The following is a 14,718-nucleotide window of genomic DNA, read 5'->3' as shown; positions in this document are numbered from 1 at the left end:
CCGATTTTATGACACACACTATTCGACTATTAATACTCTTCCTTAGCCTCGGCTGGAGCGTATTAGCCCAACGCAACCCCAAGCCGTTCGTTATCCCTGAGCTAACTGAGTGGCAGGGAGCAGAGGGAGAGTTCAGCCCTTCTGGACGCATCGTTCTCTCTAGCTCGTCCAAGGAGCTTAGGGCGGTGGCCGAGGAGCTGGCCAATGATTACAGACAGATGTTTGGCCGTCAGCTACGCATCGTCCGTGGCTCAGCCAGAGCTGGGGACTTCGTCCTATCTCTCAAGCCAGATCACGCTCTGGGACTAGAAGGCTATCACTTGTCTATCACCGAGGTTACTCGACTCACGGCAGCCACCGCTCAAGGGCTATTTTGGGGGACACGTACTGTGCTGCAACTCTCGGAGCAGCACGAGCGACAAGCCTTGCCTCAAGGACAGACGACCGACACTCCTCGCTATGCCATGCGTGGTCTACTGCTAGACGTAGCCCGTAAATATATCCCCATGGACTACCTGCATCGTTTGGTCAAGGTGATGGCTTACTACAAGATGAATACCCTACAAGTTCACCTCAATGACAATGGCTTCAAGGACTACTTCGGTGGCGATTGGGCACAGACCTCATCGGCCTTCCGCCTAGAGAGCGAGGTATTCCCCAACTTGGCCATCAAAGGAGCATCGTACAGCAAGCAGGAGTTCATTGACTTTCAGGAGCGTGCCATGCGTCAGTTTGTAGAGATTATCCCCGAGATTGATGTGCCGGCACACTCACTGGCTTTTAGCCGTATCATACCGGAGATCGGGAGCAAGGAGTACGGTATGGATCATCTAGACCTCTTCAACCCCAAGACCTATGAGTTTATCGATGCCTTATTCCACGAATATCTATCAGACGATAAACCCGTCTTTCGTGGTCGCCGAGTGAATATCGGCACAGACGAGTATAGCAATGCCAAAGAGGAGGTGCGAGAGAGGTTTCGCTACTTCACCGATCGATACATCAAGTACGTTCAGAGCTTCGGTAAGCAGGCTTGCCTATGGGGAGCTCTTACCCACGCATACGGCAAAACGCCCGTGGCAAACCAAGATGTGGTGATGATGTGCTGGTACAACGGCTATGCAGATCCTACGGAAATGAAGAAACAGGGCTATCAGATTGTGAGTATCCCTGACGGCTGGACCTACATTGTCCCCGGTGCAGGCTATTACTACGACTACCTCGACACCGAGCGTCTACACAAATTTTGGACACCAGCGCAGATTGGCAATCAGAGGTTTGAGGAGCAAGACTCATCGCTCCTAGGTGGTATGTTTGCCGTTTGGAATGACCACTACGGCAATGGTATAACGGTCAAGGATATTCATCATCGCTTGATGCCCGCCCTGCAAATGATCGCTCTGAAGACTTGGACGGCTCATAGCACGACCATTCCCTATGCCGACTACGAGCGACAGCGGCCTTTGCTGAGTGAAGCCCCCGGAGTAAACGAATTGGCACGCCTAGCAGCAGAGCCCGCCGAGGTGTACAGCCAAGCTAGCCTTAACCCTCGGAGCGAACTACCATACGAAGAGATAGGCTACAACTATACCGTCAGCTGGGATATGGAGCTAGCTGATGAGCTAATCGGTACAGAGCTATTCCGCTCGGCGCATGCGGTCTTCTATCTCACTTCACCCCAAAATGGGCAACTAGGCTTCCTAAGAGATGGCTACCTCGATACGTTCGACTATACACTGCCCAAGACTGGTAAGGTGCAGATTGCGATCCAAGGGACAAACAAGGGAACGGCGCTCTACATCAATGGTAAGCTACGCCAGAGATTGGATATCCAGACTGTGTATGTGCCACAGCAAGAGGAGGAACGCCTCAACACGCTCTACCAAGCCCCAGATTCATTCTCCCCAACAGTCTATCGCACGGGTAAGAAGATGCACTACCACCGAACACTGGTTTTCCCTTTGCGTAGAGCTGGAGAGTTTAATAGTAACATTACTAACCTAAAAGTTTACAACTATCTACTCCATAAATAGTAGATCTATCGCATGAATACCCCATTAATCCCACAAAGCCGAGCCGAGAGAGGATACGTCGCCCTATGTATTCTGGTTGTACTCTGCCTATCACTGGGCTGTATCCCTAGTCTGCAATCCTACTTTGCTTGGCTCACTCCGCCAGTAGCCCTATTCCTCGGGCTACTCTGTGCTGCGATTTTCGGTACACCATACGCCAAATTCAACTCTCGTGCCTCCAAACAACTGCTCCAATGGTCGGTTGTCGGGCTTGGCTTCGGCATGAATCTACAAGAGTCTTTGTCTTCTGGTGCGGGAGGAATGAGTGTGACGATCGTTAGCGTCTTCGGTACACTCGCTCTAGGCGTCCTACTCGGGCGGCTTCTTGGGTTGGAGCGCAAGATCTCTTACCTCATAGGTTCGGGGACAGCCATCTGTGGTGGGAGTGCTATTGCCGCAGTCGGGCCGACGATTGATGCCGATGAGCGGGATATGTCCGTAGCACTCGGGGCGGTATTTGTGCTCAATGCTATTGCCCTATTTATCTTCCCACCTATTGGGCGCTACCTAGAGCTTAGCCAGAATAGCTTCGGCACGTGGGCAGCGATTGCCATTCACGACACTAGCTCCGTAGTAGGAGCTGGCGCAGCCTATGGCGACGAAGCTCTGCAAACTGCGACTATGATTAAGCTAACTAGAGCTCTGTGGATTATCCCTCTGGCCTTCGTTTCGTCGCTTATCTTTAGCCGAGGCGGTAGCCGAGTACGTATTCCGTGGTTTATCGCCTACTTCGTACTGGCGATGATTGTCAATACATATTTCCTACAAGAGGTAAGCCCAGAGCTAAGCCGATGGATTAGTTCGCTTGCTCGTCGTGGTATGATGCTCGCTATGTTTTTCATCGGTGCATCGCTCTCTTGGTCTTCTCTACGGGGTATTGGAGCTAAGCCTTTTGTCTTAGCTATCGTACTCTGGGTAATTATTAGCATTAGCTCCTTGCTCGGCGTCTTCTTTTTTGCCTAAGCTATTGAGATAAACAAGAACCGCCTGCATTCCCTCTGTCGAGAATGCAGGCGGTTCTTGTTGTATGGGCTCTCCAAAGATTAGCCTAGCAGTAGGGTTTCGATCTTTTCTTTAAGCTCGGTCTTACCCATTACCCCAAGCATCAGCTTAGGCTTGTCGCTGTTGGGCTGTGCAAATAGGAGCGTAGGAACTGTACGAATGTTGTAGAGCGATGTTAGTTCGGGCTCTTGGTCTACATCAACCTTATAGATCTGGATACGTCCCTCGTACTCCTGTGCCACTTCCTCAAGCAGTGGCGCTAGAGCTTGGCAAGGACCACACCAAGTAGCATAGAAGTCGATCAATACTGGGAGGCTGTGCTTAGCCTGCCAACCAGCAGGATTGGTGTCTACATCGTGAACGAGTTGAACGAACTCAGCTTTGGAAATATGATTTACTGCCATGTTTGTAAATAATTTTAGTTGTTGTCTGGGTGTAAAACAAGGCCTCACCTAAATTGTTCGCTCCCCATGCCACAGACGGTAAGACGGCTACGATTCTCTTCACTAGGTGTAGCCGTCTTGTCAGATTATTGATATACTCATAGGTGTAGAGTCCTTATTTAGGAGTCTTGAAATTGTAGAAGAATGGTTCTGTCGTGATACCCTTCTTCCTAATCTAGGCCGATCACAATCAGGAAATATTCTGTATTAGGTCTTTTGGGGGCGAATAAGAGCTATATTTGACGTTGAAAATAGCCGGGGCAAAGCTCGGTGGGCTCCCCAAACTGTCCTATTGGCTTGCTAATCAATCTACCTAGCCCGACGCCAGCCCCGATAACTATACTATATCGAACTCCTGCTAAACAATATAATAGTTAATAGACTTATGATATATATAGTATTGTAGCTGTTGCGTTTGGCTCGCTACTGGTCCAGCCTCTGCCTCCAATCTGTCGAGATGGGTAGGTGCGCTGGAGTAATTCTATATTCACTACATAATAAGTTATGTTTGAGCTTGTCATATTCTTGCTTTTCGCCGCCCTACTAGGAGCCCTACTAGGGGGAGATAGCTTCGGGGAGTCCACACGCAGAGGCTGTGGGTGCCTCGTTTTGCTTTGTATCATATTCTTCATTCCCCTTACCTTGTATGGCCTTTTCATGCTACTAACGAACTAAATCATTTCTTATCATCATTCATACTATTTTTCTATGAAGCACGTTCTTCTCATTGTAGATCCTCAGATAGATTTCATCACGGGTACACTACCTGTGCCGGAGGCCGCCGAGGCGATGGAGCGCTTGGCGCTTTGGATGGAAGAGCATCCCAATTGCTATGACACCGTAGTAGTGACGATGGATCAGCACCCATACGACCACTGTAGCTTCGTCGCTCAGGGAGGCATGTGGCCTCCACACTGCGTGCGCTACACCGAGGGAGCTGCTATCTACCCAGCCATTCACGAGCAGACCGTACGTGCTGCTCTCTCGGGCAAGACATTGCTCTACGTAGAGAAGGCAACTACAAGCGAAAAAGATGCGTACAGCGCATTCGCAGAACAGACACCTCGTGTGCTACTCGAGGCAGACAAAATCTACCTCGCGGGCTTGGCTGGGGACTACTGCGTGGCCGCAACGCATAGTGACTTGCTCCGAGATATCCCAAGTGAACGTATCGAGCTCCTAAACGAAGGGATCGCTTACATCAATAAACCAGAGTAGTAATAGATAATGGGTACACAAGAGCTACCTCAAGACAAACCAAAGTCTGCGACACGCCTTAGAGGACCTATGGCCTCAACCTTCTTCCATAATGCGTCCAACAACTGGAACTGTGCTCAGTCCGTCCACAAATCTCAGCAAGAGCTGACGGGATTGACCGACGATGACATCGAACTTATCTACCGAAGCAAAGGCGGTGGAAGAGCCGAGGGCGGAATGTGCGGGGCAATCTATGCAGCAAGCAGCCTGATAAATGCCGAGCACTCGGCTCAGCTGATCGAAACCTTCCGCCAGAGAGCAGGCGGACTAACCTGTGCCGAACTCAAAGGTAAATACAACCGCCCCTGCAGCGCCCTAGTAGATATGGCACAAGAGATCCTCCTAGCGACCCAAGCTACACTAAACGAAGAAAACAGATGAAGACAACGAAGTATAAGCTAATGGCCCTTGATGTAGACGGCACATTGGTCAATTCCGAGAGGGTGCTCACGGCCCCAGTGCGTGATGCCCTAATCAAAGCTCAAGAAGAATATGGGATACGTCTAATCATTGCCTCTGGTCGCCCTACGGCAGGGCTAAGAGAGATTGCTCGTGAGCTACAACTAGACCGATACAGTGGCTATCTAATGCCTTTCAACGGAGGAGAAGTCTACAACTGCAGAGCTAAAAATCCCATTGCTTCGTACCTATTGCCCGAGGGCATAGCTACAGAGCTATACGGTCTGAGTAAAGAGTACGGCCTAACAATCCTGACGTACGATGCAGAACATATCCTATCCGAAAACATTGGAGACCCCTACCTACTCAAGGAAGTCGAGATCACTGGAATGAGCCCTAAACAGGTAGCCAACTTCTCCACAGACGTACCACAAGCCCTGCCCAAGTGCCTGATCGTTGGCCCCCCCGATCGCATAGAAGCTCTGGAGCCTATCGTCAAGGAGCGCTTCGCTGGTCGTGTCAATGCCTTTCGTTCCCACCCGAGTTTCTTGGAGGTGGTACCAGAAGGAGTGCACAAGGCAGCCTCTCTAAGCCGACTGCTTGAGCGACTAGACTACGACCGCAGCGAACTAATTGCCGTGGGGGATAGCTTCAATGATCTGGAGATGATCCAATACGCTGGTCTAGGCGTTGCTATGGCCAACGCCCGTGAAGCCATCAAAGCCTGTGCCGACTACGTGACCAAGAGTAATGACGAAGACGGTGTGGCACACCTACTAGCCAAGTACCTCTTCAACCACCACGACGAATCGCCCTACACGGTAGAGGAGTTCAACTCACTAATCCCCGGGACACTTATGGAGGCACTGGGGATCCGTTGCGTAGAGGTTGCCAAGGGCTATATCGTAGGGACGATGCCAGTAGACAATCGCACCGCCCAGCCTATGGGCATCATACATGGTGGGGCGAACCTCGCTTTCGCCGAAACTATGGCGGGCTACGGCTCGCTGGCCCTACTGGAGGAGGGGGAGATGCAAGTAGGCGCGCAAGTTAGTGGCAACCATGTAGCATCTGCCATGACAGGAGATACGATGAGGGCGGAGGCACGCATCATGCATAGGGGGCGTAGCACCCATGTTTGGAGCGTAGAGATCTATTCACAGAAGTCGGGTAAGCTTGTACATACGGCTCGAGTGCTCAACAGCATTCTCAAGAGAAGGTAACTATTGGCAGTTCGTAATCATCAGGTGTTAGGAGGGGAAGGATGAAAAGTAAGCGATTACTTCTAGAGCTGGTCGAGTACCTCGACCTATTTGAGAGCTTAGTACCAGATGCCGAGCAGATGGGTATGCGTAGCTTCTTGACTTTTGTCGAGAGTATGCTACCCATACATAAAGACACATCAGACCCTAGAGCCGATGCAGCCCCCGCAGATGTAGGGATTGCGAGGCATCTGAGCCTACTGCACCGCTACTCCAAGGCTTATATCAAAAAAGCTCTAGCGGAGAGTGAATACCTACAAACCGAGGAGGAGTACACCTACCTCGTGTGTCTACTCAATGACAACGGACTAACCAAAAGCGAACTAAACAGCAGAAACGGCATGGAGAAGACCTCGGGTGGAGAGGTGATGCGACGGCTCAAGCGGGACGGCCTCATCGAGGAGTTCCCTAGCGAGAATGACCGCAGAAGCATCAGAGTCTTCATCACACCCAAGGGCAAGGGGGAACTATTTAAGGTCTTCCCCAAACTACATATGGCAGCCAAGCTACTCTCCTCGCCACTGAGCCAGCACCAAAGGAAGAACTTACTCTTCCTGCTAGAGCATCTAACGCAGGAACAAAGCCAACACATAGGCCGCCTATCTGAGCTCGGTCTAGAGGGGCTGATGCCCACCTGCCAAACAGAGGAGTAGAGCTAATGGCCAACATGGCGAAAGCTACGGATAGCTTGCAGAGCACAATTACATCAACTACGGGGCTGTGTCAAAATTCACTTTTGGCTCAGCCCCTTTCGCTCTTAGAAACCTCAGAATAAGCAAAGTACAAGGTAAGTAATCAGCTCTAGAAGGCCTCAAGAATAAAACTAAAAGGTACGACAAAATATATGTAACCTCTGCCCTACGACCCAGTCCGTACAGAGCAAATATCCAAGGCTGCTTAAGCAGTTTGGTTATTACGACACTAACGATTAAGTAATCATCAGTACAGACAATATCTATTATCGCTATGAGAGTAAGTTTTTTCGTGGTCATCATGAGCCTACTTAGTGTAGCTAGTGCTTTGGCACAAGGCATCAGAGGGCGAGTATTGGGCGAGGGAGATAAGCCTCTAGAGGGGGCCACTGTCGTCTTGCAGAGTAGTGACTCGATTTATCTATCGGGAGCAATAACGGCATCTGATGGTTCGTTTAGCTTCACCAATTATCCTCCGATTTTTCGCCTACTCATTCAGCATCTCGGCTACCAAACCCATAGCTCTACATATCATTCTCCCGAGGTTGGCGATATACACATAGCCGCACAGACCAGTACTCTGGGAGAGGTATCCATCGTAGGGCGCAGGCCTCTGGTTCGACTTGAGCAAGGTAAGTTCGTCTACGATGCGCCCACACTTCTCAAAGGACGCATCGCCAACTCTGCTTTCGATCTCATCAAGCGCTTGCCCTCAGTCCTAGAGAGCAACGGCTCTCTATCATTGGTTGGAGCTTCGGAGGTAACAATCGTCCTAAACGGTCGCCCCAGCACCATGTCCACAGGTCAGCTTAGAGCCCTGCTGACCTCAATGCCCGCCAGCCGAGTGACAAGCCTAGAGGTGATGTACAACCCAGAACCCAAATACCAGACCCGAGGTGCAGTAATCAATGTAGTGCTACTTCGAGGAGAGGAAGCACACTGGCGAGGCGAGGTACAAACCAGCTACATGGAGCAATATGCCTCTAGTTTCTCGGGACGAGGTAGTTTGGTGTACGACTCCCCCACGCTGACCCTAGATGCTCTATACACTCCTCGGGTATCCCGCTCCGTTTCTCCAATAGGTCTGGAGGGCTGGCATCAAGTCGGGGGGAAGCGCTACGAGCTGAACCAAGAGCAAACCATCAGTACATCGGGGCAGGAGCATCTCTTGCGCCTAGGAGCCGACTATACGCCTAGCAAAGATCACCAATTCAGTGCTGCCTACACGACAGATCTAGCACCAGATAAGGCAAGCCAAGCGACATCAGTCGGCACATTCAAGCAAGACTTCAACAACAAAACCTCATCTACCTATATGCATAACCTCTCGGCTAGCTATACTTGGGGCAAGGGGCTAGAGATTGGTGTGGACTATCTGCACTACCGCTATCGCAGTGCGCAGATGATGAGCATAGCCACAACATCGGGACTAAGTGATTTTCAGATTGATGCCTCCCAGTATGCCCATCAAGCTAAGGCGTATCTCAACGGGAGCTTGACTCCTCTAAACAAGTTGCGTGTAACCTACGGTGGCATTGCCCAGCTCAGCCGTAGCCAAGACAGCCAAACCTCTCATACCCTCAAAGGAGCGCTCGTTTCCCTCCCCGACCTATCAGCTCTAACCCGTGAGCAGATATACGAGGTGTACGCAGGCCTATCGTACAAAATCGGCAACACTTGGATTGCGGGGTCGGTGACGGCAGAGTACTACCGTCAAGGCAATCGTAGCAGATGGCACGTCTACCCCAGCCTGTCGCTCAACTATATGAAGACGCCAACCCATATCGTACAGTTCTCTCTTAGCTCAGACAAGGATTACCCGCCTTACAAGCAGATGCAGCACAGCATCTCTTACCTAGATGTGTATAGCCAAATTCACGGCAATCCTCTACTCACACCGATGCGTAGACACAGAGCCTCGCTCAACTACCTCTACAAACAAGACTATGCCGTACAGCTCTTCTGGACCTATCAGCCCAGCTACTTCCAGCAATCGGCCTACCAGTCTACCGAGCAGCTAATCCTCATCTACAAGACACTCAACTGGGACTATGCTCTGCGTATGGGGGCTAATCTCGTTGCTCCTATCAAGCTAGGCCAGATACTCGACTCAAGGATTACGCTTGGCGTGATGCAAACACGTCTAAAGACGAATGACTTCCACGGGCACCAGTTAGACCGACAGAGGCTCAACGCCTATCTATACCTAGACAATAGTATCATGCTCCTAAAACGGCCTAAGCTCTCGCTAGACCTCTCGAGCTACTACGTTAGCCCCTCGATCCAAACCAACTACGACCTCTCCTCTCTCTGGGTCGTGAATGCAGGTCTACAATGTGTACTCCTAGACGACCGCCTAACACTTAGCCTCAAGGGCAATGACCTATTGGAGCGTGGAGCTCCACGCCCGACCGCTGAGCTTGGGGGCAATCGCCTAGTTATGCATGTAGATAAGCACCTACGCAGCGTTATGCTCTCTCTGTCCTACCGCTTCGGCCAATACAAGCAGCGCAAGCACAAGCAGGTCGACACCTCTCGCTTTGGCGGATAAAAAGGTTAGTTTACTCTTGATGTCTAGTATAATGATCGACAAATAGGGATAAACATCTATATTTGCTAAAAGAATGAAGCAAGTAATTGTCTAACTCTAATAAATACACATTATGCTGACACCCGAAGAGATTAAGAAAGCTGGCTTTGCAACACGCTCCATACACGTAGGTGCGGAGAAAAACATGTACGGCACGCTTGCATCACCAATCTACCAAACCTCAACATTTATATTCGACAACGCCGAGCAGGGAGGTCGCCGCTTTGCGCTGGAGGAGGGCGGCTATATTTATAGCCGTCTAGGTAACCCAACCTGCACTACGGTCGAAGAGAAAGTTGCCTCCCTAGAGGGCGGTGAGGCCTGCGTAAGTGCGGCCTCTGGCATGGGGGCTATTACCTCAGCGATCTGGGTATGTGTGCAGGCAGGCGACCACATCGTAGCAGGCAAGACCCTCTATGGCTGCACGTATGCCTTCCTTGAGCATGGGCTCAAGCGCTATGGCGTAGAGGTTAGCTTCGTCGACATGCGTGACCCCGAGGAGGTGCGCCGTGCGATGCGCCCAAATACCAAACTGGTTTATGTGGAAACCCCTGCCAATCCCAATATGTATCTGGCCGACATAGAGGCTATCGCCAAGATTGCCCACGCCCAAGAGGGTGTGCGCGTCATGGTAGACAATACCTACTGTACACCCTACATCTGCCGCCCGCTAAGCCATGGAGCGGATATCGTGGTACACTCGGCAACGAAGTTTCTCAACGGGCATGGTGACGTCATCGCAGGTTTCGTAGTCGGCAGCCAAGAGTACATCGACCAAGTTCGTCTAGTTGGCATCAAGGATCTTACGGGGGCATCACTCGGCCCATTCGAGGCATTTCTAATCAACAGAGGGCTCAAAACCCTACACGTGCGCATGGAGCGACACTGCGAGAATGCTCAGCAGGTGGCGGAGTTCCTAGAGCGTCACCCCAAGGTAACGAACGTAGCCTATCCCGGCCTAGAGAGTTTCCCTCAGAGAGAGCTTGCCAAGAAATATATGCGCCTACCCGGCTCGATGATTGCCTTCGAGGTAGCAGGTGGCCTCGAGGCTGGGCGCAAACTGATGAACTCTGTACATCTATGCAGCCTTGCCGTTAGCCTCGGAGATACCGAGACGCTCATTGAGCACCCCGCTTCCATGACACACTCGCCCTACACTCCCGAAGAGCGAGCTGCCAGCGATATATCGGAGGGGCTCGTACGCCTATCAGTAGGTATTGAGGACGCCGAAGACATTATTGCCGACCTAGAGCAAGCTCTAGCCTCGATATAGTACAACCCGAGCCAATGCACAAAAATCCCCTAGAGCTCACGGGCTCTAGGGGATTTTATGTTTGGGGGGGTTGGCCTGCTCTAGATCTGCAGCGAAGCGGGCTTGGCCCTTGCAGCTAGCCAGATAGATCGCTTGAGCTCCTCCTCATTGTGCAAAACCTCCACGTGGATCGGGAGGTAATAGATACGGCTAAGCAACTCGGGGCTTAGATGAGCTTGGTACTCTATGAGCCGAACGGCATCTTTCTCCGTGCAAATGACATAGAGAGAGGTATTATCCTCTGCTAGCAACTCGCTGTACCGTTGGTTTAGCTCTCTGATATCGTCTTGCTCGAAGTGGTGATGATCGGGGTAGATGAGCTTATCCACTAGCCTAAAACGTGCCTCTAACCTCTGGACAAAAGGATCGGGATTGGCGATACCAGCCAGAGCCACGACCCTATCCACCCGACCGGGAGGTGCAGCCTCTGCCGAGGCATCTAGGGGCGGCACCAACGGCTGCAACGCCTGATAGGCCATACGAGAGAAGTAAATCTGTTGATGAGGGAAGAGAGCCAGATTGCGCTCGATGATGCGCTGCTGTATGGGGCTCATATCCTCTGGGCACTTGGTCACGATGATGCAGTCAGCTCTGTAGAGTGCAGAGATAGACTCTCGCAGATTGCCCTCTGGTAGTAGCCGATCGTCCCACACTGGTCGTCTAGCATCTACAAGCAGTATCGAGTAGGAAGGCTTGAGGTAGCGGTGCTGATAGCCATCGTCCATGACCACCACCTCGGGGCGCTGATCTGCTGGCAGCGACATCAAGTAGCGCATCGCTCGCCGTCTATTACCATCCACGACAACCTGCACCTGCGGATATTTGAGCTTGATCTGCCTAGGCTCATCACCGATCTCTAGAGGGCTAGATACCTCGGTAGCCACGACCAGACCTTTGCTCTTGCGCTTGTAGCCGCGACTAAGTACTGCGACGCGATACTGCTGATGCAGATGCTGGAGAATATACTCCACATGAGGTGTCTTACCCGTACCTCCTATGGCGATATTGCCGACGCAGATAACGGGGATAGGGAAGGCTTCGCTAGGCAATAATCCACGATCGAAACAAAAATTGCGCAGAGCCACGCCCCTGCCGTATAGCCAAGCAAGGGGACGCAGCAATGGACGGTACTTGGTGATCGTGGACATATTCTACTCGCTATTGATGCACACGCTCTAGGTTTAGTAGACCGAGATCTCGTAGGGCAGACGAGCTTGCACGCCTAGGCTTGCGGTCTGTCGCTCAAGCAGGAGCAGGAGCTCACGCTCACGAGGGCTCATGAAACTATACTTGAGTCTAGCCACGAAGTCGCTGCTGCTCTGACTCTCTAGGAGCTCCGAGAGGATATTGCGAGAGGTTTGGCCGTAGTCCAGTCTATATTCAGAGAGGTTCGCTAGTTTGGCAGCAGCCTCCACGGCGGTAGATAGGCCGCCCAACTCATCTACCAGACCTAGCTCTAGAGCCTTACTACCTAGCCACACACGCCCCTGAGCAACCTGATCGACCTGCTCCAAGGTCATGTTGCGACCCTCGGCCACTCGACTCAGGAACGTCCGATAGCCTCGCTCTACCATACGCTGTATGAGGGCACGCTCCTCATCTGTCATGGGGTTGATGGGTAGCCCTGCTAGACCACCGCTCTGTAGATTGGCAAACTTACTCGTCTTGACAATATCCAAATTGACCCCTAGGCGACTAGCCAGCTCACTGGCGTTCTGCACTAGGCCAAAGATACCGATGGACCCAGTGAGCGTATTCGCCTCGGCTACGATGCGGTCGGCTGCCGAGGCTATGTAGTAACCACCAGAGGCTGCCACATCACCCATGGATACAACCACAGGCTTTAGCTCTTGCAGAGCCTTAACCTCTCTCCATATCTGCTCCGATAGGAATGCACTTCCCCCGGGAGAATTGATGCGCAGCACTACTGCCTTGACGTCCTCTCGCTTAGCTACCTCTTGTAGCTTATCGACTAGGTCGTATGTGATGCTAGTTACACCACCGTATAGAGATGCTTTCTCTGGCATGATCTCCCCCTCTGCGACGATCACAGAGATCGCATCGCCAGAGATAGGGGCACCAACCTCGGGCTGATTAACCATCTCCGACAGAGTAACCATATTGACTTCCTCGGGCTTACCTAGCTGCAAGCGCTCTGCCATAAGCCCCTTGATGTCACGTCTGTACAGCAGGGTATCGACCAGTTTGCGCTCAACGAAGAGTTGAGCTGGTGCAAACGCTTCACCACGCTCTGCTATCAGGCGTATAGAGTCGGGCTCGATGCCTCGGGCCTCTGCTATGGTAGAGGTAATGTTGTGCCAGAGGCCATCGATGTAGGTCTGTACCTGCTCCTTGTTGGCCTCGCTCATGTGGTCGAGAATGAAGGGCTCTACGGCAGACTTGTATGTACCCACCTTGAAGACCTCGGTCTTGATACCGAGCTTGGAGAGAGCGCTGCGCATCATCAAAGTGCTTGAAGCGATACCCATAATGCTTACCGAACCCTCGGGGTTGAGCGTAATCTGATCGGCAACAGAAGCCAAATAGTATGCTTTCTGACTGAAGTCGTCTGCGTAGGCTACGATAACCTTACCCGAAGCACGGAAGTCTTGCAGCGCTCTACGGAGCTCATCGACAGAAGCCATACCAGCCTGTATATGCTCTACATTGAGGTAAATGCCAGAGATATTGGGGTTATTCTTGGCCTTCTTGATCGCACGCACTGCTTCGGTCAGCGAAACGGGCATATCCTCCTTGCTTGAACTAAGCAGGTTGTCTAGCGGATTGCTCTCGACAATCTCGGAGATCTGCGACAGATTGATCTTGAGTACTGTATTAGCTTTGATTGCCACTGGCTCTACATCGCTACTGCCGAAAGATGCCAAGCTGGCTATAGCTCCTGCGATGAAGGTAAACAGTATGAAAATCAAACACCCCGAGCCTGCTACGATCCCAAGCAAAGAGGCCAAAAACATTTTAAGGAAACTTTTCATACGAACTGGTATAATACTGATTCTTATTCTGCTATAATGTATATGGGCTACAAATATAGCACATTGGGGTAAGAGAAACAAGCTCGCTAAACGCACTTGACCATACATGAAGCAGGCCATTCACTAGACTCATGGAGCTCCGGCTATATACCACCTAAGGAAGAGTCTGCTTGCACCATACATGAGGGCAGCCACTGGCTACCCAAGAAAAACAAAAATAACCGCCTATCAAACAGACTATTAAAACACTAGAGGCTCTCTACTGACATTATTTACCCAAAGGGCATCTATGAAACAAGGACAAGGGTGAGGCGACTACGGATAGCTCTCACTGGCACCCCCATTCGTATAAACATTCTGTAAAAAAATAACAACAACACTAGCTATCAATTCGGCGATTGTCATACAGCAATCAATCATTTCAATGGGAACATTTTTTAGAATTGGTGGACTAATCTGCCCAGATCTATCCTACAATCTGTCAAGATTGATGGGAAGAAATGCCAAGCAATAAGCCGAAAATCTATAAAATCGCCTAAGTCCGCAATTTATATTACTGGGAAACAGACATTTGTATAGAGGGCGTTTTAGGCAGTTATTTTCATCGCACTAGGGTAAAGGTCTGCCAGCGAGGTCGGACGCCGTGTAGCGCCCGCTAGGGGGCAAATACGCAATCTACCCCTTTTCTCCGCCTCG

The 14,718-nt window shown here is 51.2% G+C and carries 11 protein-coding genes; 8 read left to right on the top strand and 3 right to left on the bottom strand.

The genetic code is table 11. The features are described from left to right. Positions 1 to 8 precede the first annotated feature (8 nt). A complete protein-coding gene (locus HQ41_RS05650; protein ID WP_044189065.1) occupies positions 9 to 2,033 on the top strand; it encodes a family 20 glycosylhydrolase in 2,025 nt (674 codons plus the stop codon). Between the two features lie 12 nt (positions 2,034 to 2,045). Next, positions 2,046 to 3,035 carry a YeiH family protein gene (locus tag HQ41_RS05645; protein ID WP_044189064.1) on the top strand — a complete coding sequence of 330 codons (990 nt, stop codon included), beginning with the start codon at positions 2,046 to 2,048 and terminating at the stop codon, positions 3,033 to 3,035. Between the two features lie 80 nt (positions 3,036 to 3,115). Here HQ41_RS05645 and trxA read toward each other — a convergent pair whose 3' ends face one another. Then, positions 3,116 to 3,478, bottom strand: a complete 363-nt coding sequence (gene trxA, locus HQ41_RS05640; RefSeq protein WP_052405306.1) for a thioredoxin — start codon at positions 3,476 to 3,478, stop codon at positions 3,116 to 3,118. 747 nt (positions 3,479 to 4,225) lie between these two features. Between trxA and HQ41_RS05635 the strand changes: the two genes are divergently transcribed. From HQ41_RS05635 to megL, 6 genes are all read left to right on the top strand, one after another. Then, a complete protein-coding gene (locus HQ41_RS05635) occupies positions 4,226 to 4,735 on the top strand; it encodes an isochorismatase family protein (protein WP_044189061.1) in 510 nt (169 codons plus the stop codon). A gap of 9 nt (positions 4,736 to 4,744) precedes the next feature. After that, on the top strand, positions 4,745 to 5,155 hold the full coding sequence (locus tag HQ41_RS05630; RefSeq protein ID WP_081964773.1) for a C-GCAxxG-C-C family protein: 411 nt from the start codon (positions 4,745 to 4,747) through the stop codon (positions 5,153 to 5,155). Further along, the gene (locus tag HQ41_RS05625; RefSeq protein ID WP_044189059.1) at positions 5,152 to 6,396 is read left to right on the top strand and encodes a Cof-type HAD-IIB family hydrolase; all 1,245 of its coding nucleotides are present in this window, start codon (positions 5,152 to 5,154) and stop codon (positions 6,394 to 6,396) included. Before HQ41_RS05630 ends, HQ41_RS05625 begins: the two co-directional genes overlap by 4 nt. Before the next feature lie 41 nt (positions 6,397 to 6,437). Further along, positions 6,438 to 7,088, top strand: a complete 651-nt coding sequence (locus HQ41_RS05620; protein ID WP_044189058.1) for a MarR family winged helix-turn-helix transcriptional regulator — start codon at positions 6,438 to 6,440, stop codon at positions 7,086 to 7,088. 313 nt (positions 7,089 to 7,401) lie between these two features. Beyond that, positions 7,402 to 9,678 carry an outer membrane beta-barrel family protein gene (locus tag HQ41_RS05610; RefSeq protein ID WP_081964772.1) on the top strand — a complete coding sequence of 759 codons (2,277 nt, stop codon included), beginning with the start codon at positions 7,402 to 7,404 and terminating at the stop codon, positions 9,676 to 9,678. 112 nt (positions 9,679 to 9,790) lie between these two features. Continuing rightward, positions 9,791 to 10,990 carry a methionine gamma-lyase gene (gene megL / locus HQ41_RS05605; RefSeq protein ID WP_044189054.1) on the top strand — a complete coding sequence of 400 codons (1,200 nt, stop codon included), beginning with the start codon at positions 9,791 to 9,793 and terminating at the stop codon, positions 10,988 to 10,990. Positions 10,991 to 11,070: 80 nt separating this feature from the next. On the opposite strand, the gene lpxK is transcribed toward megL, so the two are convergent. Together lpxK and sppA are read right to left on the bottom strand one after the other, a co-directional pair. Beyond that, positions 11,071 to 12,177: a tetraacyldisaccharide 4'-kinase gene (lpxK, locus tag HQ41_RS05600; protein ID WP_044189052.1), complete on the bottom strand. Its 1,107-nt coding sequence runs from the start codon at positions 12,175 to 12,177 to the stop codon at positions 11,071 to 11,073. 33 nt (positions 12,178 to 12,210) lie between these two features. After that, a complete protein-coding gene (gene sppA, locus HQ41_RS05595) occupies positions 12,211 to 14,022 on the bottom strand; it encodes a signal peptide peptidase SppA (RefSeq protein WP_052405305.1) in 1,812 nt (603 codons plus the stop codon). Between the last annotated feature and the right edge of the window lie 696 nt (positions 14,023 to 14,718).

Origin of the sequence: Porphyromonas sp. COT-290 OH860 (genome assembly GCF_000768935.1) — a bacterium.
Lineage (GTDB): Bacteria > Bacteroidota > Bacteroidia > Bacteroidales > Porphyromonadaceae > Porphyromonas.
This window is presented reverse-complemented; position numbering and strand designations above follow the sequence as displayed.

What these genes read in the sequence shown, in the direction of transcription:
- HQ41_RS05625 (WP_044189059.1), top strand. Translation starts at nt 5,152, where the DNA reads ATGAAGACAACGAAGTATAAGCTAATGGCCCTTGATGTAGACGGCACA.
- HQ41_RS05645 (WP_044189064.1), top strand. Translation starts at nt 2,046, where the DNA reads ATGAATACCCCATTAATCCCACAAAGCCGAGCCGAGAGAGGATACGTC.
- HQ41_RS05635 (WP_044189061.1), top strand. Translation starts at nt 4,226, where the DNA reads ATGAAGCACGTTCTTCTCATTGTAGATCCTCAGATAGATTTCATCACG.
- lpxK (WP_044189052.1), bottom strand. Translation starts at nt 12,177, where the DNA reads ATGTCCACGATCACCAAGTACCGTCCATTGCTGCGTCCCCTTGCTTGG.
- HQ41_RS05650 (WP_044189065.1), top strand. Translation starts at nt 9, where the DNA reads ATGACACACACTATTCGACTATTAATACTCTTCCTTAGCCTCGGCTGG.
- trxA (WP_052405306.1), bottom strand. Translation starts at nt 3,478, where the DNA reads ATGGCAGTAAATCATATTTCCAAAGCTGAGTTCGTTCAACTCGTTCAC.
- HQ41_RS05610 (WP_081964772.1), top strand. Translation starts at nt 7,402, where the DNA reads ATGAGAGTAAGTTTTTTCGTGGTCATCATGAGCCTACTTAGTGTAGCT.
- HQ41_RS05620 (WP_044189058.1), top strand. Translation starts at nt 6,438, where the DNA reads ATGAAAAGTAAGCGATTACTTCTAGAGCTGGTCGAGTACCTCGACCTA.
- sppA (WP_052405305.1), bottom strand. Translation starts at nt 14,022, where the DNA reads ATGAAAAGTTTCCTTAAAATGTTTTTGGCCTCTTTGCTTGGGATCGTA.
- megL (WP_044189054.1), top strand. Translation starts at nt 9,791, where the DNA reads ATGCTGACACCCGAAGAGATTAAGAAAGCTGGCTTTGCAACACGCTCC.
- HQ41_RS05630 (WP_081964773.1), top strand. Translation starts at nt 4,745, where the DNA reads ATGGGTACACAAGAGCTACCTCAAGACAAACCAAAGTCTGCGACACGC.